Origin of the sequence: Enterobacter sp. HNDS-6, from assembly GCF_039850505.1 — a bacterium.
Taxonomy (GTDB): Bacteria; Pseudomonadota; Gammaproteobacteria; order Enterobacterales; family Enterobacteriaceae; genus Enterobacter; species Enterobacter kobei.
The window spans coordinates 2,557,848-2,575,469 of record NZ_CP156673.1 but is presented as its reverse complement, the minus strand read 5'-3'; the positions used below and the strand labels follow the sequence as shown (position 1 = coordinate 2,575,469).

Here is a 17,622-nt window from a genome sequence, read left to right as displayed (position 1 = left end):
ATGGGTACATTAGCGTTAGCGGCAAAAATCACCCACGTCCCGTCAATGTATCTCTCCGAGCTGCCGGGGAAAAACCACGGCTGCCGTCAGGGCGCCATCGACGGGCATAAAGAGATCGGCAAGCGCTGCCGCGAGCTGGGCGTGGACACCATCATCGTCTTCGATACCCACTGGCTGGTGAACAGCGCATACCACATCAACTGTGCGGACCATTTTTCAGGCGTCTACACCAGCAACGAACTGCCGCACTTTATCCGCGACATGACTTACGACTACGACGGCAACCCGGCGCTCGGCCAGCTGATTGCCGACGAGGCGGTGAAGCTCGGCGTGCGCGCCAAGGCGCACAACATCCCAAGCCTGAAACTGGAGTACGGCACGCTGGTGCCGATGCGTTACATGAACCCGGATAAACACTTCAAAGTGGTCTCTATCTCGGCGTTCTGCACCGTTCACGACTTCGCCGACAGCCGCAAACTCGGTGAGGCCATCGTCAGCGCCATCAAAAAATACGACGGCACCGTAGCGGTGCTCGCCAGCGGCTCACTGTCGCACCGCTTTATCGACGACCAGCGCGCGGAAGAAGGGATGAACAGCTATACCCGCGAGTTTGACCGCCAGATGGACGAGCGCGTGGTGAAGCTGTGGCGCGAGGGGCAGTTCAAAGAATTCTGCAGCATGCTGCCGGAGTACGCCGACTACTGCTACGGCGAGGGCAATATGCATGACACGGTGATGCTGCTGGGCATGCTCGGCTGGGACAAATACGACGGCAAGGTGGAGTTTCTCACCGAGTTGTTCGCCAGCTCCGGCACCGGCCAGGTTAACGCCGTTTTCCCCCTGCCCGCGTGAGGAGCCACCATGCCGCACTTTATTGCTGAATGTACCGACAACATCCGCGAGCAGGCAGACCTGCCGGGGTTGTTCGCCAAAGTGAACGAGGCGCTGGCCGCCACGGGCATCTTCCCGATCGGTGGTATCCGCAGCCGCGCCCACTGGCTGGATACCTGGCAGATGGCCGACGGTAAGCAAGATTACGCCTTTGTGCATATGACGCTGAAGATCGGTTCCGGGCGCAGCCTGGAAAGTCGGGAAGCCGTGGGGGAAATGCTGTTTGGGCTTATCAAAGCGCACTTTGCGGCGTTGATGGCTGCCCGCTATCTGGCGCTGTCGTTCGAGCTGGACGAACTGCACCCGACGCTCAATTACAAACAAAACAACGTGCACGCGTTGTTTAAGTAATACCGCTCGATCTGTCCCCTCTCCCTTTGGGAGAGGGTTAGGGTGAGGGAAATCTCAGCGGCCTGATGCCCTCACCCCGGCCCTCTCCCACGGGGAGAGGGAGAAAACAATACAACAGGATATCGCCATGCTCGATAAACACACCCATACCCTGATCGCCCACCGCCTGCATCAGGCGGAACAAACCCGGGAGCAGATCCGCGCGATCTCGCTGGACTACCCGGAGATCACCATTGACGACGCCTACGCCGTTCAGCGCGAATGGGTAAACCTGAAAATCGCCGAAGGCCGCGTGCTGAAGGGTCACAAGATCGGCCTCACCTCCAAAGCGATGCAGGCCAGCTCACAGATCAGCGAGCCGGACTACGGCGCGCTGCTGGACGACATGTTTTTCCACGACGGCAGCGACATCCCCGTCGATCGCTTTATCGTCCCGCGCATCGAAGTAGAGCTGGCGTTCGTGCTGGCAAAACCGCTGCGCGGCCCGAACTGCACGATCTTCGACGTCTACAACGCCACGGATTACGTCATTCCCGCGCTGGAGCTGATCGACGCCCGCTGCCACAACGTTGACCCGGAAACCCAGCGCCCGCGCAAGGTGTTCGACACCATCTCCGATAACGCTGCCAACGCGGGGGTGATCCTCGGCGGTCGCCCGATTAAGCCCGACGAGCTGGATCTGCGCTGGATCTCCGCCCTGCTCTACCGCAACGGCGTGATCGAAGAGACCGGCGTGGCCGCTGGCGTGCTTAACCACCCGGCGAACGGCGTGGCGTGGCTGGCGAACAAGCTGGCGCCGTACGACGTGCAGCTTGAGCCGGGGCAGATCATCCTCGGCGGCTCGTTTACCCGCCCGGTGCCCGCCAGCAGAGGCGACACTTTCCACGTTGACTACGGCAACATGGGCTCCATCAGCTGCCGCTTTGTGTAAGGAGACAATCATGCAGAATGCATTCAAAGCGGCGCTGAAAGCGGGCCGTCCACAAATCGGCTTATGGCTGGGGCTCACCAGCAGCTACAGCGCCGAACTGCTGGCCGGGGCAGGCTTCGACTGGCTGCTGATCGACGGCGAGCACGCCCCGAACAGCGTGCAAACCGTCTTAACCCAATTGCAGGCCATCGCCCCTTATCCGAGCCAGCCGGTGGTGCGCCCGTCGTGGAACGATCCGGTGCAGATCAAACAGCTGCTGGACGTCGGCGCACAAACTCTGCTGGTGCCGATGGTGCAAAACGCCGAGGAAGCGCGGCTGGCGGTACGTGCCACCCGCTACCCACCGGCGGGCATTCGCGGCGTCGGCAGCGCGCTGGCAAGAGCGTCGCGCTGGAACCGCATTCCGGACTATCTGCAGCAGGCTAACGACGCCATGTGCGTACTGGTGCAAATCGAAACCCGTGAGGCGCTGAAAAACCTGCCGCAGATCCTCGACGTGGAAGGCGTCGACGGCGTGTTTATCGGCCCGGCCGATCTCAGCGCCGACATGGGCTTTGCCGGTAATCCGCAGCACCCGGAGGTCCAGGCCGCTATCGAGCAGGCGATCGCGCAGATCCTGAGCGCGGGCAAAGCCCCCGGCATCCTGATGGCAAACGAGGCGCTGGCAAAACGCTATCTCGACCTCGGCGCGCTGTTTGTCGCCGTCGGCGTCGACACCACCCTGCTCGCCCGCGGTGCGGAAGCGCTGGCTGCACGCTTTATCGAACAACCGGTTACGTCAGTTAATAACAATAAATCCGTCTACTAAACGTAAGATCTGGAGCGCACCATGACGACCTCTACCCTGCAAACCCATGATAATAAAGCTGTTGAACAACGCGCCATTAACAAGCTGTTCCGACGTTTAATCGTGTTTCTCTTTATCCTGTTTGTTTTCTCGTTTCTCGACCGCATCAACATCGGCTTTGCCGGACTGACGATGGGTAAAGATCTCGGCCTCACCTCCACCATGTTTGGCCTGGCCGCAACCCTGTTTTACGTCACCTATGTGCTGTGCGGGATCCCAAGCAACATCATGCTGGCGAAGATCGGCGCGCGGCGCTGGATCGCCGGGATCATGGTGGTGTGGGGCATCGCCTCCACCTGCACCATGTTCGCCACCAGCCCTGAAACCCTTTACGTCCTGCGCATGCTGGTTGGCATTGCCGAAGCCGGTTTCCTGCCGGGGATCCTGGTCTATCTCACATGGTGGTTCCCGGCCTATCACCGCGCCCGCGCCAACGCGCTGTTTATGATCGCCATGCCGGTCACCATGATGCTCGGTTCAATCCTCTCCGGGTACATTCTGGCGATGGACGGGCTGTGGAACCTGAAGGGCTGGCAGTGGCTGTTCCTGCTGGAAGGGCTGCCGTCAGTAGTGCTCGGGGTAGTAACCTGGTTCTACCTTAACGACACGCCGGATCAGGCCACCTGGCTGGATGAGGACGAAAAGCAGGCGCTGAAAACCATGATCGCCCGCGAGCAGGAGGTCGCCATTACCCGCGCCGTCACGCCGCGCTCGACGCTGCGAGAAGTGCTGACGCCCGCCGTGCTGCTCTATACGCTGGCCTACTTCTGCCTGACCAACACGCTGAGCGCGATCAACATCTGGACGCCGCAGATCCTGCAGAGCTTTAACACCGGCAGCAGCAATATCGTCATTGGCCTGCTGGCGGCGATCCCGCAGTTTTGCACCATCCTCGGGATGATCTGGTGGAGCCGCCGATCCGACAGGCTGAAAGAGCGAAAAAAGCACACCATCCTGCCGTACCTGTTCGCGGCGGCGGGATGGATGCTGGCCTCCGCCACCGATCACAGCCTGATCCAGCTGCTTGGCATCATCATGGCCTCAACCGGATCATTTACCGCCATGGCGATATTCTGGACCACGCCAGATCGGGTGATTAGCCTGCAGTCCCGTGCGGTGGCACTGGCGGTGATCAACGCCATCGGCAACGTGGGTTCTGCCGTTAGCCCGCTGCTGATCGGCATTCTGCGCGACGCGACCGGCAGCTTCAGCTCCGGGCTGTGGTTCGTGGCCGGGCTACTGGTGGTCGGCGCGCTGGTGCTGACGCGCATTCCGATGACGCAGCGGGATCAACAGAGGAACGATCATGTGCCAGAGCCCTATCGCCAACATTGATATCAGCAAGGAGTACGACGAAAGTCTGGGCACCGACGATGTGCACTACCAGTCGTTCGCACGCATGGCGGCCTTTTTTGGCCGCGACATGCAGGCGCATCGTCACGACCAGTATTTTCAGATGCACTTTCTGGATACCGGGCAGATTGAACTCCAGCTCGACGATCACCGTTACTCGGTGCAGGCCCCGCTTTTCGTTCTCACGCCGCCGTCGGTGCCGCACGCGTTTATTACCGAATCCGACAGCGACGGGCACGTGCTGACGGTGCGCGAGGATCTGATCTGGCCGCTGCTGGAGGTGCTCTACCCCGGCACCCGGGAAGCGTTTGGTCTGCCGGGGATCTGCCTGTCGCTGGCCGACAAGCCTGATGAACTGGCGGCGCTGAAACACTACTGGCAGCTGATAGCCCGGGAGTCCATGGAACAGCTGCCGGGCCGCGAGCATACGCTGGTTCTGCTGGCGCAGGCCGTATTCACTCTGCTGCTGCGCAACGCGAAGCTCGACGATCACGCTTCAGGCGGTATGCGCGGCGAGCTGAAGCTGTTCCAGCGCTTTACCCAGCTGATCGACACGCACTACCACCAGCACTGGACGGTGCCGGAATACGCCAGCGAACTGCACCTGACCGAATCCCGACTAACCGATATCTGTCGCCGCTTCGCCAATCGCCCGCCGAAGCGGTTGATCTTCGACCGACAGCTGCGGGAAGCCAGACGGCTGCTGCTCTTTTCCGACAGCGCGGTCAGCGAGATTGCCTGGCAGTTGGGGTTTAAAGATCCGGCCTATTTCGCCCGCTTTTTTAACCGCTTAGTGGGGTGCTCGCCAAGCGCATATCGGGCGCAGAAAGTACCGGTTTCCTGAACGCATCACGGTTCGTAGGGCGGGTAAGCGCAGCGCCACCCGCCGAAAAGCCGCACAGATCACAAATCCACATCCCCCCCGAAAAGTACCCGCCGTTGTCCCAATCGTCCCTTCACGTTCCGCCCCTCTCAGGCTTCAATTAAACAACAAAAACAAAACATAAATTTAACATCACCATTCCGATACGAGGTCCCTATGAAGCCTGAAGATTTCCGCGCCGATGCCAAACGTCCGTTAACCGGTGAAGAGTATTTAAAAAGCCTGCAGGACGGGCGTGAGATTTATATCTACGGCGAGCGCGTCAAAGACGTCACCACCCATCCGGCGTTTCGCAATGCGGCAGCCTCCATCGCGCAGATGTACGACGCCCTGCACAAGCCGGACATGCAGGACACGCTGTGCTGGGGCACCGACACCGGCAGCGGCGGTTACACCCACAAGTTCTTCCGCGTGGCGAAAAGCGCCGACGACCTGCGCCAGCAGCGCGACGCTATCGCCGAATGGTCACGCCTCAGCTACGGCTGGATGGGGCGCACGCCGGACTATAAGGCCGCGTTCGGCTGCGCGCTCGGTGCCAACCCGGCCTTCTACGGTCAGTTCGAGCAGAACGCCCGCAACTGGTACACCCGCATTCAGGAAACCGGCCTGTATTTCAACCACGCCATCGTTAACCCGCCTATCGACCGCCACAAACCGGCGGATGAGGTGAAAGACGTCTACATCAAACTGGAGAAAGAGACCGACGCCGGGATCGTTGTCAGCGGGGCGAAAGTGGTGGCAACCAACTCGGCGCTGACCCACTACAACATGATCGGCTTCGGCTCCGCGCAGGTGATGGGCGAAAACCCGGACTTTGCGCTGATGTTCGTCGCACCGATGGATGCCGAAGGCGTCAAGCTCATCTCCCGTGCCTCTTACGAGATGGTGGCTGGCGCAACCGGCTCCCCGTATGACTACCCGCTCTCCAGCCGCTTTGATGAGAACGACGCGATCCTGGTGATGGATCATGTGCTGATCCCGTGGGAAAACGTGCTGATCTACCGCGATTTCGACCGCTGTCGTCGCTGGACGATGGAAGGTGGCTTTGCGCGGATGTATCCGCTACAGGCATGCGTGCGCCTGGCAGTGAAGCTCGACTTCATCACCGCCCTGTTGAAAAAATCGCTGGAGTGTACCGGCACTCTTGAATTCCGCGGCGTACAGGCGGATCTCGGCGAGGTGGTGGCCTGGCGCAATATGTTCTGGGCGCTGAGCGACTCCATGTGCTCTGAAGCCACGCCGTGGGTCAATGGCGCGTATCTGCCGGACCACGCGGCGCTGCAGACCTACCGCGTGATGGCTCCGATGGCCTACGCGAAGATTAAGAATATTATCGAACGTAACGTCACCAGCGGGCTGATCTATCTGCCGTCCAGCGCGCGGGACCTGAATAACCCACAGATTGACCAGTATCTGGCGAAATACGTGCGCGGCTCCAACGGCATGGATCACGTCGAACGCATCAAGATTTTGAAGCTGATGTGGGATGCCATTGGCAGCGAGTTTGGCGGCCGTCACGAGCTGTATGAGATCAACTACTCCGGTAGCCAGGATGAAATTCGCCTGCAGTGTCTGCGCCAGGCGCAGAGCTCCGGCAACATGGACAAAATGATGGCGATGGTCGACCGCTGTATGTCCGAATACGACCAACACGGCTGGACGGTGCCGCACCTGCACAACAACAGCGATATCAACATGCTGGATAAGCTGCTGAAATAGCGCAGCGGGAGGTTTCAATGCAATCAGAAGAACGCCTGCGTTTTCGCGACGCGATGGCCAGCCTGTCGGCCGCAGTCAATGTCGTCACTACCGAGGGGGAAGCGGGCCGCTGCGGCATTACCGCCACCGCAGTCTGTTCGGTTACGGACACCCCGCCGTCGGTCATGGTGTGCATCAACGCCAACAGCGCCATGAACCCGGTATTCCAGGGCAACGGCAGACTGTGCATAAACGTGCTGAACCACGAGCAGGAGATCATGGCTCGCCACTTCGCCGGGATGACCGGTATGACAATGGAGGAGCGCTTTGCCCTCTCCTGCTGGCAGAAAGGCCCGCTGGCGCAGCCGATGCTGAAAGGTGCGCTGGCCAGCCTTGAAGGCGAGATAAGCCAGGTGCAAACCATCGGCACGCATCTGGTGTATCTTGTTGAAATTAAAAATATCATTTTGAGTGATGCAGGACACGGCCTGATCTACTTCAAACGCCGTTTCCACCCGGTCATGATGGAGGTGGAAGCCACCGCGTAATTCTCCCGCGCGCTGGCCTTTTTTTCGGCCAGCGCCACTTTCTGCAAAAACTCCTAAGGTTTCCGCTAAATCACGCCGTTATACAACCATAAGATAAATTTTCTGTGCCTGAATACTGACATCTCTGGTCAGTGCTTCCCGCTTCATTCAGCGCATACCTAATATACAGGATGACCTTATGGCTAAAACGACGCGGAGCCGCTCGGCTGAACGTCTGGTCGATATTCTGGTTGAGCTACATTTAAACGGTGTGGTAAACCGCAGTGCGCTAATGACCAAATTTAAAATTACCGAGCGTACCGTCTACCGGGATTTAAATGCGCTCTCTCCTATCGTTGAACATACCGGTAACGGGCTATATCGGCTGATCCATTCCGCACAATCTCCCGGCGGACAAGGGTTACATCACACACTGGCTAACTTCCTGAATGCAGATAACTTTTTCCCTGAAAGAAATACGGAATTCTGGCAAAAGCTGGAAACACGCGTTGACGAAAATCATATTCTTATCCTTGGTAACGACGCAGAGCACACGGTACAACGTGATATCAGCCGTCATTTAGCGAAAATTGAGAAATCTATTAATAACCATAATGTTTGCCAGATCGTTTATAAGGGTAAAACCCGCCTGATTAATCCCTATAAACTCATTAACAAAAAAAATATATGGTATTTACAAGCTACCGAAAATAGTCGGCTTAAATCCTTTTCATTGAGTCAGATTCGCTGGTTTGATATTCAGAAAACCCATTTTACCCCTGAAGAGAATGTCCGCGCGCTCCTGGAAAAAAGCCTCGATCCGTGGGTGTCTGAAGATACTTTCACCGTGAAAATATTCATTAAAGATAATATTTCACATTACTTCCTGCGCCGGGATCTTCTGCCGGAACAAGAGCTGCTGGAAGAACAACGCGGCGGTATCACGCTGCGCTGCCGGGCGGCACACGAGAACCAGATCCTGCCGCTGCTGTTCTACTGGCTGCCGAACATTCAAATCCTGGAGCCGAACTGGCTGAAGGAGAAACTGGTTAAAACGCTGGAAAACTATCTGGCGATGGCGCGCAGCCCGGATAACCACGTGATCTCAATCACATAATTTCCTCCAGCGGCGGCGAGCCTTAACCACTCGCCGCTTCCTTTGACCGCTCACCCGTCACTTTCAACCACTCATTCATTTACCCACCTTTACACGCGCGAGGATCTGGCACGATCGCTCCAGCATTACTCAATACCTCCTCACAACGAACCTTGACCCTTTTTTCTTTACATAAAAAACCAGGTCTTACTATGGATACTAAAAAACTACTTAAGCACGTGCCCTGGGCCTTACTCGGGATCCTCGGTGCTTTCTGTCTGGCGGTTGTCGCATTACGCCGGGGCGAACACGTCAGCGCCCTGTGGATCGTCGTCGCGTCCGTTTCCGTCTATCTTGTGGCTTATCGCTACTACAGCTTATACATCGCGCAGAAGGTCATGAAGCTCGACCCAACGCGCGCCACGCCGGCGGTCATTAACAATGACGGCCTAAACTACGTGCCAACCAACCGCTACGTGCTGTTTGGTCACCACTTTGCCGCCATTGCAGGCGCTGGCCCGCTGGTCGGCCCGGTACTGGCCGCGCAGATGGGCTACCTGCCGGGTACGCTCTGGCTGCTGGCGGGCGTGGTGTTGGCGGGCGCGGTGCAGGACTTTATGGTGCTGTTTATCTCCTCACGCCGTAACGGTTCGTCGCTGGGTGAGATGATCAAAGAAGAGATGGGTCGCGTGCCGGGCACCATTGCCCTGTTCGGTTGTTTCCTGATTATGATCATTATCCTCGCGGTGCTGGCGCTGATCGTCGTGAAAGCGCTGGCCGAAAGTCCGTGGGGCGTGTTTACCGTCTGCTCTACCGTACCGATCGCGCTGTTCATGGGCATTTACATGCGCTTCCTGCGCCCAGGACGCGTGGGCGAAGTCTCCGTGATTGGTATCGTGCTGCTGGTTGCCTCTATCTACTTTGGCGGCGTCATTGCGCATGACCCGTACTGGGGCCCGGCGCTGACCTTTAAGGACACCACCATCACCTTCGCGCTGATTGGTTACGCGTTTGTATCCGCCCTGCTCCCGGTATGGCTGATTCTGGCACCACGTGATTACCTCGCGACCTTCCTGAAAATCGGGGTTATCGTCGGGCTGGCTATCGGGATTGTGATCATCAACCCTGAGCTGAAAATGCCGGCGGTGACTCAGTACATTGACGGCACCGGCCCACTGTGGAAAGGCGCGCTGTTCCCGTTCCTGTTTATCACCATCGCCTGTGGTGCCGTGTCTGGCTTCCACGCGCTGATCTCCTCCGGCACCACGCCGAAGCTGATGGCCAACGAAACCGACGCGCGCTTTATCGGTTACGGCGCGATGCTGATGGAATCCTTCGTGGCGATCATGGCGCTGGTTGCGGCGTCTATCATCGAACCGGGCCTGTACTTCGCAATGAACACCCCGCCTGCGGGTCTGGGCATCACCATGCCAAACCTGCATGAGATGGGCGGCGAAAATACCGCGCTGATCATGGCCCAGCTGAAGGATGCCAGCGCCCACGCGGCAGCGACCGTCAGCTCCTGGGGCTTCGTGATCTCCCCTGAGCAGATCATGCAGACCGCGAAAGACATCGGCGAACCGTCCGTGCTGAACCGCGCAGGTGGCGCACCGACGCTGGCTGTCGGTATCGCACATGTGTTCCATAAAGTGCTGCCGTGGGCAGACATGGGCTTCTGGTACCACTTCGGTATTCTGTTTGAAGCGCTGTTTATCCTCACCGCGCTGGATGCCGGTACCCGTGCGGGCCGCTTCATGCTGCAGGACCTGCTGGGTAACTTCGTGCCGTTCCTGAAGAAAACCGACTCTCTGGTGGCGGGTGTGCTCGGCACTGCGGGTTGCGTAGGCCTGTGGGGTTACCTGCTGTATCAGGGCGTGGTTGATCCACTCGGCGGCGTGAAGAGCCTCTGGCCGCTGTTCGGTATCTCTAACCAGATGCTGGCCGCTGTGGCCCTGGTACTTGGCACCGTCGTACTGGTGAAAATGAAACGCACCAAATACATCTGGGTGACCGTCATTCCTGCACTGTGGCTGCTGCTCTGCACTACCTGGGCGCTGGGCCTGAAGCTGTTCAGCACCAACCCGCAGCTGGAAGGCTTCTTCTTCATGGCGAACCAGTACAAAGAGAAGATTGCCGCAGGCGGCGCAGATCTGACCGCGCAGCAGATTGCCAACATGAACCATATCGTGGTGAACAACTACACCAACGCAGGTCTGAGCATTCTGTTCCTGGTGGTGGTGTACAGCATCATTTTCTACGGTATCAAAACCTGGCTGAAAGTGCGTAACGCCGAAGGCCGTACGGATAAAGAAACGCCGTACGTGCCGGTGCCGGAAGGCGGCGTGAAGACCTCTTCACACCATTAAAAAAAATGGCGGGTGGCGCTACGCTGACCCGCCCTACAACGGTACTGTAGGCCCGGTAAGCGTAGCGCCACCGGGCTTTGTCTTATCAGGATGCATTATGTTTGGTAACTTAGGCGAAGCGAAAAAATACCTCGGTCAGGCGGCAAAAATGCTGATTGGTATTCCGGACTATGACAACTACGTTGAGCATATGAAGACCAACCATCCGGATAAACCGTACATGACCTACACTGAATTCTTCCGCGAGCGTCAGGAAGCACGCTACGGTGGAAGTGGAGAAGGCGGCGTCCGCTGCTGCTAAAGGAGAGAACATGACCCCGATTGCCGTCACCCTGCTGACCGGTTTCCTCGGCGCCGGTAAAACCACCCTGCTGCGCCACATCCTGAAAGAGCAGCACGGCTTCAGGATCGCCGTCATCGAAAACGAATTCGGCGAAGTCTCCGTGGACGATCAATTGATTGGCGATCGCGCCACGCAGATCAAAACCCTGACCAACGGCTGCATCTGCTGTACCCGCTCAAACGAGCTGGAAGACGCCCTGCTGGATCTGCTCGACAGCCGCGATCGCGGTGAAATCGACTTCGACCGCCTGGTGATTGAATGCACCGGCATGGCCGACCCCGGCCCGATTATTCAGACCTTTTTCTCCCATGACATTCTTTGCCAGCGCTACCTGCTGGACGGCGTCATCGCCCTGGTCGATGCGGTTCACGCCAACGATCAGATGAACCAGTTCACCATCGCCCAGTCTCAGGTGGGCTACGCCGACCGCATCCTGCTGACCAAAACCGACGTGGCGGGTGACAGCGAGAAACTGCGTGAACGTCTGACCCGCATTAACTCCCGCGCGCCGATTTACACCGTGACGCACGGCGATATCGACCTCTCACAGCTGTTCAACACCAACGGCTTTATGCTGGAAGAGAACGTCACCACGAAACCGCGTTTCCACTTTATGGGAGACAAGCAAAACGACGTGACGTCGATTGTGGTGGAGCTGGATTACCCGGTGGATATCAGCGAGGTCTCCCGCGTGATGGAGAACCTCCTGCTGTCATTTGCCGACAAACTGCTGCGCTACAAAGGGATGCTGTGGATCGACGGCGAACCGAACCGCCTGCTGTTCCAGGGCGTGCAGCGCTTATACAGCGCCGACTGGGATCGCCCGTGGGGCGATGAAGCGCCGCGTAGCGTAATGGTATTTATTGGCATACAGCTGCCGGAGGAAGAGATTCGCGCGGCGTTTGCAGATCTGAAAAAATAACCGCCCTGCTTCCCCTCTCCCCCGTGGGGAGAGGGGAAGGTTGAGGGGTGCCTAAACTTATTTCAACGCCTCCGGCAGCGTCACAATCCACAGCTCACTATCCGACTCAGGCTTCTTCAGCGGCTTCACGCTAAGCGTGGTTTCAACCGGTTTATCATCCAGCGTCAGCTTGCCTTCCGCGTTCACCCGATAATCCTTGAGCTTCTTGCCCTCGACCGGATTTTGCATCGCCACCTTCACGCCAAAGTCATTATCGTTCGCCACGGCAAGCCGTTTGCTGTCGATCAGCGCCAGCCCTTCAGCTTTCTCCTGCTGCCAGCCCAGCGCGCGCAAATCAACGACCTGCGTTTTTGCCGCAAGGGTAATGCCGCGCTGCTTCAGGGTTTTCTCATCATCAAACTCCGGGTACTCGCCCGGCTTGTCAAAGGCGCTCAGGTCGCTCGCTTTGCTGAGGTCCACCTTGTAGATAAGGTTACGCATCCCGTCATTTTTATCGCTTCCCTGCTCAATCAGCAGGATATGCTGGTCATCAAGCGCCACGATGTCGCCGATTTTGGCATCACTGTTTTTGCTGTAGGCCGCGCTGTCGATAGGGTAGCCGTACATCGCTGTTTTGCCGGTCGCCGGGTCGAAGCTCACGAGACGCGTAAACAGCGCCTGCTTTTTGCTTTTACCGTCGATATCCAGCGTACTTTGTACCGCGGCGATAATGCGCCCGTCCGGCATACGGGTCAGGCCTTCAAAGCCCCGGTTCGGTTGACGCCATTTGATAACGTTTGGCAGACCGCCCGCGATCGACTTTTCCCCTTCCGCCGCCTGCGGGCCGTGGATCGCCAGGATTTTCCCTTTACTGTCGACGTTAATCAGAAACGGGCCATACTCGTCGCACAGCCAGTAGCCGCCTTTGCCGTCCGGCGTGATGCCTTCCGTATCCAGCCCGCGGTTGTCACCCTTCAGCGTCTTGAGGGTGTCGCTAAACGCCACCTCATTGGTGGATCCAATCACGCCGCTTTGCAGCGGCAGACCGTTAATCTCGCCTTTATCGTCATGCAGCGGGCGGGCATCCGTCGCTTCTGCTTTACCGTTCTGCACGCGGATGGTCATCAGCAGCGGCGCGAAATCCGGCGTGACAAAAATTTTGGCTTCATTTTTACCCATTTTTGGCGCATCGGCGTTTGGACCGCGATCGGTCACGGTTGCAAAGGTCAGAGCATCGCCCTGCTTACCCGTAAACAGCAGGCCAGAGCCAATGCCCACCGGGAGTCCGTTCGGAAATGCGCTGGCGAACGCGCCGCTGTAGTTGACGTGTGAGCCTTCAGGAAAGCTGACGACATAGCGTTCAGCCGTGGGCTGTGCCGCCAGGCCAGAGAAAGAGAGCGCACAACCAACCAGCACAGGAATGATTTTTCTTTTCATATTGTTAGCATCCAGTAAGAGAAGCCAACAACGTAATGAACAAACGTGTCAGAAAAATGACATCGCAGGGAAAGGCGCCTGCGCGAGAGGACGTGTTTTCACCACCATAAGTGTAAATCTTTGTTGTTTTATGTGATTTTTGAAATATTTTTGGAAATTTCTGGAGCCTCCATTATTACACCTCCAGTCACTATCCCGCCCTCGTTCAGTTTATGTTTAGTCAAAAAACTAAACGGTTTCTAAACGCCTGAAAATCACGCGTTGACTCCCGTTCAATCAAACAAAAACGCAACATTAAATAAATAAAATTTAACAAAACCAGCATAAAACAGCGACTTGCATCACATTTGCAGTCATAAACATCGCTTGTTATGGTGCCTCCAGATTAATTTGATGATGAGGCATGAAACATGAAAAAACTGAATATCCTTCTTCTTTCTGCACTGACAGCCCTCTCTGGTTCCGCACTGGCCATGGGCGGTAGCGTTGAGCAGGGTAAAAACTTTACTAACCTCAATCTGGAAATGGGCAAATCCTCATCCGGCCTGTACGCCGAAAGCAACTGGCTCAAAAACACCGATGACGGTACCCAGACCGGTGGCGTGGGCGCAGGCTACAACCTGGAAGTGGGCCCGGTCATGCTGAACGCAGGCGCGAAGGCGATCTACATCGGCCCGAAAAAAGGCGATAACGGCGTGGCGTTCCCGATTGGTGGCGGCGTAAACGTTGCGCTGACTGACAGCATCCATGTCTATGGCGAAGGTTACGTTGCGCCTGAAGGCCTGAACAACAGCGTGAAAAACTATGTGGAAGCCAACGGGGGCGTAAGCTGGACGCCTGTCACGCCGCTGACCCTGAAAGTGGGTTACCGCCACGTGAGCGTTGATGGCAAAGACGGTCGCCCTGGCCACACGCTGATTGACGGCGCATACGTGGGCGGTGGTGTGTCCTTCTAAGGCTGTATTGCGCGTTTCGCCCGGCGGCGCTACGCTTGCACGGGCCTACGGGTTTTGTAGGCCGGGTAAGCGCAGCGCCACCCGGCAAGAAAGGCGATGACGTTACTTACGCACCACCACCAGCTTCTGGTTCACAAACTCTTTGATCCCCAGATCCGACAGCTCGCGTCCATAACCGGAGCGCTTCACGCCGCCGAACGGCAGCTCTGGCGCGGTATCGGTGAGCCAGTTGATGTACACCATCCCGGTCTCAATCCGCGACGCCATTTTCTTCGCGCGCTCGATATCCTGACTGAATACCGCCCCACCCAGGCCATAGTGTGAATCGTTCGCCAGGGCGACGGCCTCGTCGTCGTTTTTCACCACATACATCTGGGCCACCGGACCGAAGAACTCCTCGAAATACGCCGGGTTGTCGCGAGAGATATTCGTCAGAATCGTCGGCTCGAAGAAGCTGCCGTCACGCTGAACAGGTTTACCGCCATAGTGCAGCGTCGCACCGTTTTTCACCGCCTCGTTAACCTGTTTGGTCAGCGTTTCCAGCGCATCTTTAGACGACAGCGGTCCCAGCGTGGTGCTTTCGTCCAGCGGATCGCCGATTTTCACCTGCTTAAACGCCTCGGTGAATTTAGTCAGGAAGGCATCCGCAATCTTTTCATGCAGGATAAAGCGCTTCGCCGCGGTACAGACCTGCCCGGCGTTGTTGAGGCGCGCACTGACCCCCGTCTTCACCGCTTTTTCGAGGTCGGCGTCATCCAGTACCACGAAGACGTCGTTACCGCCCAATTCCAGCGTGGATTTCTTGATGTGCTTCGCCGCCTGTGCGGCCACGACGCTACCGGCTTTTTCGGAACCGGTCAGCGCGGCACCCTGGACGCGATCGTCAGCGATGATGTTCGCCACCTGATCGGACGAGATAAACAGGTTGGTCCACGCCCCTTCCGGCGCACCCGCCTCGCGTACCAGATGGGCAAAGGTCTCAGCGCAGTGCGGTACAATGCTGGCGTGTTTGGCGATGACCGGGTTCCCCGCCGCCAGGTTCGGCGCCAGAACGCGCATCAGCTGGTAGTACGGGAAGTTCCACGGCTCAACGGCCATCAGTACGCCGATGGGGTGATGCTCCACCCACGCTTCCCCAAGTTCAGAGGGATACTTCACCGGCGCCAGGAACTGCTTCGCGTTGTCGGCGTAGTAGCGGGCGATTTGTGCACACAGCTTCACCTCGCCGCGGCTCTGCTCAATGAGCTTACCCATCTCCTGACTGGCAATTTTCGCCAGATCGTCCACGCGCTCGTCGATCAGGTCGGCAAGCTTATGCAACACCGGGAGACGCTGGTTGATGTCGCCTTTCGCCCAGTCAGAATGGTAAAGCGCATCAGCCGCCTTCAGGGCCGCTTCAATATCCGCGTCGGTATGTGAGGGGTATTCTTTGATGAGCTGGTTAGTGGCAGGATTTACTGTCTGATAAGCCATATCGAATCTCCATGTTTTACCGCTTAGGGTATTAAGGGTAGTCAACATGACTGGCTCTGGACGTAAAGTTGGGTATATCCGGACGGTTCCTAATGAAGCGCTGCCAGACGGTTCCCTGACGTGGTATAAAAAACGTCCAGAAGGAGTTCCCATGACCGATACCCGACACATCCTCCAGACTTTTCACCGCGCCTCAGGCCTTGAGCTCCGCAGCACATGGCAGAGCACGCAAGCCTACAAACGTCATTGTCATCCTCAACTCTCTCTTGGCGCGATTGTGGAAGGCCAGACCTGCTGCGTGTGCCATGACAGGGAGTACATCCTTCATCCCGGGGATCTGATTGTGATCCCGGCTTATGCGCCGCACAGCTGCAACCCCATCGCCGGGCAAGCGCGCAGCTACCATATGCTCTATATCGACACCGATCGTCTTCTGGCGCTCCAGGTGATCCGTAACGCTACGTTCTTCAAGCACTTCCTTGATATTGTTGAGACAATGTCGCCTGCATCCGTGGACAGGCTGCTTTCTGCCCTTCCCCACCGTGCGGATAACCCTGATGCGCTGCGTTCAACCAGCCAGCATATTCAGCAGGCACTTCTTGCCGATCTGGCTGCACCGCCTTCGCTTGATGAACTTGCTCAACGCTTCTCGCTACGCAAGGAGACGCTGATTCGTACCTTCCGGCAGGACACCGGGCTGACGCCAGCCAGCTTCCTTAATATCTCCCGCGTGGAATACGCCAAAGCACGGCTGCGCGCCGGGGATGATATTGCCGACGTAAGCTACCAGAGTGGGTTTGCCGATCAGAGCCATTTCCATAAGACCTTCGTTCGCTATAGCGCCGCTACGCCGCGCCAGTACGCCACAGGACGATCAATATCAGACAATAATCAGGATACGTAACACCGTAAGGTGATCTCAGTTACGGCTATGAGGTCACTATGGAACTGTTCTTCCCTTCCGCTTTTCTCGCCCTGGCGCTGGCGCATTTTGTTGCGCTGTTAAGCCCGGGTCCGGATTTCTTCTTGCTTGTGGGCTACGCGGCGCGCTACCGACTGCGCGGCAGCGCCGGGCTGTGCCTCGGCATCGCCGCGGGTAATGCGCTCTATATTGTTCTGGTGATTGTCGGCTGGAGCGCCCTGCGCCAGTTTACGTGGCTGTTTACGCTAATCGAACTGTCCGGGGCGCTGTACCTGCTGTGGATTGGCTCGCACCTGGTGCGCAGCCGACCGCAGACGCTGGCGCTGAATGAAACTCATCAGCGGCTTCCCGCATTGCGTAAGCAAATCCTGCTGGGGCTCGGCTCGGCACTGCTTAATCCGAAGAACGCGCTGTTCTATCTGGCGCTGATGACGGCGTTACTGGGGCCAGACGTCACGCTGCTTCAGCAGGCAACCTGCGGCGTCTGGATGGTGATGGTGGTGCTGGTGTGGGATCTGGCGCTGGTATCGCTTATAGGGTTGCGAGCGGTGCAACAGAAGCTCAGCCGTACGCTCTGGTGGATTGAACGCACGGCGGGCGTGGTGCTAATGGGGTTTGGTGGGTGGGTGCTGTGGCGGGGGCTATGA

Annotated in this window: 17 protein-coding genes; 15 read left to right on the top strand and 2 right to left on the bottom strand. The window is 57.6% G+C overall.

Going from position 1 to position 17,622, the window contains the following annotated elements:
- From hpaD to yjiA, 12 genes are all read left to right on the top strand, one after another.
- Window positions 1–852 (top strand): 3,4-dihydroxyphenylacetate 2,3-dioxygenase, encoded by an 852-nt coding sequence (gene hpaD, locus ABFI50_RS12040; RefSeq protein WP_014882416.1) that lies wholly within the window; start codon window positions 1–3, stop codon window positions 850–852.
- Between the two features lie 9 nt (window positions 853–861).
- Window positions 862–1,242, top strand: coding sequence for a 5-carboxymethyl-2-hydroxymuconate Delta-isomerase (locus ABFI50_RS12035; protein ID WP_014882415.1), 381 nt, complete (start codon window positions 862–864; stop codon window positions 1,240–1,242).
- Between the two features lie 127 nt (window positions 1,243–1,369).
- Window positions 1,370–2,173 carry a 2-oxo-hept-4-ene-1,7-dioate hydratase gene (gene hpaH / locus ABFI50_RS12030; protein WP_087529109.1) on the top strand — a complete coding sequence of 268 codons (804 nt, stop codon included), beginning with the start codon at window positions 1,370–1,372 and terminating at the stop codon, window positions 2,171–2,173.
- Window positions 2,174–2,183: 10 nt separating this feature from the next.
- On the top strand, window positions 2,184–2,981 hold the full coding sequence (gene hpaI / locus ABFI50_RS12025; protein ID WP_014882413.1) for a 4-hydroxy-2-oxoheptanedioate aldolase: 798 nt from the start codon (window positions 2,184–2,186) through the stop codon (window positions 2,979–2,981).
- Window positions 2,982–3,002: 21 nt separating this feature from the next.
- A complete protein-coding gene (gene hpaX, locus ABFI50_RS12020) occupies window positions 3,003–4,355 on the top strand; it encodes a 4-hydroxyphenylacetate permease (protein WP_347484129.1) in 1,353 nt (450 codons plus the stop codon).
- Window positions 4,327–5,217: a 4-hydroxyphenylacetate catabolism regulatory protein HpaA gene (gene hpaA, locus ABFI50_RS12015; RefSeq protein WP_014882411.1), complete on the top strand. Its 891-nt coding sequence runs from the start codon at window positions 4,327–4,329 to the stop codon at window positions 5,215–5,217. Before hpaX ends, hpaA begins: the two co-directional genes overlap by 29 nt.
- Window positions 5,218–5,412: 195 nt before the next feature.
- Entirely contained in the window at window positions 5,413–6,975 is a 1,563-nt protein-coding gene (hpaB, locus tag ABFI50_RS12010; protein WP_023338987.1) for a 4-hydroxyphenylacetate 3-monooxygenase, oxygenase component, read from the top strand.
- A 17-nt stretch (window positions 6,976–6,992) separates the two neighbouring features.
- Window positions 6,993–7,502, top strand: coding sequence for a 4-hydroxyphenylacetate 3-monooxygenase reductase subunit (locus ABFI50_RS12005; RefSeq protein ID WP_014882409.1), 510 nt, complete (start codon window positions 6,993–6,995; stop codon window positions 7,500–7,502).
- Window positions 7,503–7,680: 178 nt separating this feature from the next.
- The gene (locus ABFI50_RS12000) at window positions 7,681–8,598 is read left to right on the top strand and encodes a WYL domain-containing protein (protein ID WP_100124577.1); all 918 of its coding nucleotides are present in this window, start codon (window positions 7,681–7,683) and stop codon (window positions 8,596–8,598) included.
- Between the two features lie 191 nt (window positions 8,599–8,789).
- The gene (locus tag ABFI50_RS11995; RefSeq protein ID WP_014882408.1) at window positions 8,790–10,943 is read left to right on the top strand and encodes a carbon starvation CstA family protein; all 2,154 of its coding nucleotides are present in this window, start codon (window positions 8,790–8,792) and stop codon (window positions 10,941–10,943) included.
- A 97-nt stretch (window positions 10,944–11,040) separates the two neighbouring features.
- Window positions 11,041–11,244, top strand: coding sequence for a YbdD/YjiX family protein (locus ABFI50_RS11990; RefSeq protein ID WP_003856610.1), 204 nt, complete (start codon window positions 11,041–11,043; stop codon window positions 11,242–11,244).
- Window positions 11,245–11,254: 10 nt separating this feature from the next.
- Entirely contained in the window at window positions 11,255–12,208 is a 954-nt protein-coding gene (gene yjiA / locus ABFI50_RS11985; protein ID WP_347484124.1) for a GTPase, read from the top strand.
- A 57-nt stretch (window positions 12,209–12,265) separates the two neighbouring features.
- Here the strand turns inward: yjiA and ABFI50_RS11980 are convergent, their stop codons facing one another.
- Window positions 12,266–13,624, bottom strand: coding sequence for an esterase-like activity of phytase family protein (locus ABFI50_RS11980; protein WP_014882406.1), 1,359 nt, complete (start codon window positions 13,622–13,624; stop codon window positions 12,266–12,268).
- 410 nt (window positions 13,625–14,034) lie between these two features.
- On the opposite strand from ABFI50_RS11980, the gene ABFI50_RS11975 reads away from it, so the two are divergent.
- Entirely contained in the window at window positions 14,035–14,580 is a 546-nt protein-coding gene (locus ABFI50_RS11975; protein WP_023331942.1) for a YfaZ family outer membrane protein, read from the top strand.
- Between the two features lie 102 nt (window positions 14,581–14,682).
- Here the strand turns inward: ABFI50_RS11975 and ABFI50_RS11970 are convergent, their stop codons facing one another.
- Complete coding sequence (locus tag ABFI50_RS11970) at window positions 14,683–16,053, bottom strand: NAD-dependent succinate-semialdehyde dehydrogenase (protein WP_023331941.1); 1,371 nt, start codon at window positions 16,051–16,053, stop codon at window positions 14,683–14,685.
- A 151-nt stretch (window positions 16,054–16,204) separates the two neighbouring features.
- Between ABFI50_RS11970 and ABFI50_RS11965 the strand changes: the two genes are divergently transcribed.
- Window positions 16,205–16,957: an AraC family transcriptional regulator gene (locus ABFI50_RS11965; protein ID WP_088126419.1), complete on the top strand. Its 753-nt coding sequence runs from the start codon at window positions 16,205–16,207 to the stop codon at window positions 16,955–16,957.
- 38 nt (window positions 16,958–16,995) lie between these two features.
- Window positions 16,996–17,622, top strand: a complete 627-nt coding sequence (locus ABFI50_RS11960) for a LysE family translocator (RefSeq protein ID WP_196361387.1) — start codon at window positions 16,996–16,998, stop codon at window positions 17,620–17,622.

Excerpts from the sequence above, each read along its gene's own strand:
- hpaD (WP_014882416.1), top strand. The coding sequence starts at position 1 with ATGGGTACATTAGCGTTAGCGGCAAAAATCACCCACGTCCCGTCAATG.
- ABFI50_RS12035 (WP_014882415.1), top strand. The coding sequence starts at position 862 with ATGCCGCACTTTATTGCTGAATGTACCGACAACATCCGCGAGCAGGCA.
- hpaH (WP_087529109.1), top strand. The coding sequence starts at position 1,370 with ATGCTCGATAAACACACCCATACCCTGATCGCCCACCGCCTGCATCAG.
- hpaI (WP_014882413.1), top strand. The coding sequence starts at position 2,184 with ATGCAGAATGCATTCAAAGCGGCGCTGAAAGCGGGCCGTCCACAAATC.
- hpaX (WP_347484129.1), top strand. The coding sequence starts at position 3,003 with ATGACGACCTCTACCCTGCAAACCCATGATAATAAAGCTGTTGAACAA.
- hpaA (WP_014882411.1), top strand. The coding sequence starts at position 4,327 with ATGTGCCAGAGCCCTATCGCCAACATTGATATCAGCAAGGAGTACGAC.
- hpaB (WP_023338987.1), top strand. The coding sequence starts at position 5,413 with ATGAAGCCTGAAGATTTCCGCGCCGATGCCAAACGTCCGTTAACCGGT.
- ABFI50_RS12005 (WP_014882409.1), top strand. The coding sequence starts at position 6,993 with ATGCAATCAGAAGAACGCCTGCGTTTTCGCGACGCGATGGCCAGCCTG.
- ABFI50_RS12000 (WP_100124577.1), top strand. The coding sequence starts at position 7,681 with ATGGCTAAAACGACGCGGAGCCGCTCGGCTGAACGTCTGGTCGATATT.
- ABFI50_RS11995 (WP_014882408.1), top strand. The coding sequence starts at position 8,790 with ATGGATACTAAAAAACTACTTAAGCACGTGCCCTGGGCCTTACTCGGG.
- ABFI50_RS11990 (WP_003856610.1), top strand. The coding sequence starts at position 11,041 with ATGTTTGGTAACTTAGGCGAAGCGAAAAAATACCTCGGTCAGGCGGCA.
- yjiA (WP_347484124.1), top strand. The coding sequence starts at position 11,255 with ATGACCCCGATTGCCGTCACCCTGCTGACCGGTTTCCTCGGCGCCGGT.
- ABFI50_RS11980 (WP_014882406.1), bottom strand. The coding sequence starts at position 13,624 with ATGAAAAGAAAAATCATTCCTGTGCTGGTTGGTTGTGCGCTCTCTTTC.
- ABFI50_RS11975 (WP_023331942.1), top strand. The coding sequence starts at position 14,035 with ATGAAAAAACTGAATATCCTTCTTCTTTCTGCACTGACAGCCCTCTCT.
- ABFI50_RS11970 (WP_023331941.1), bottom strand. The coding sequence starts at position 16,053 with ATGGCTTATCAGACAGTAAATCCTGCCACTAACCAGCTCATCAAAGAA.
- ABFI50_RS11965 (WP_088126419.1), top strand. The coding sequence starts at position 16,205 with ATGACCGATACCCGACACATCCTCCAGACTTTTCACCGCGCCTCAGGC.
- ABFI50_RS11960 (WP_196361387.1), top strand. The coding sequence starts at position 16,996 with ATGGAACTGTTCTTCCCTTCCGCTTTTCTCGCCCTGGCGCTGGCGCAT.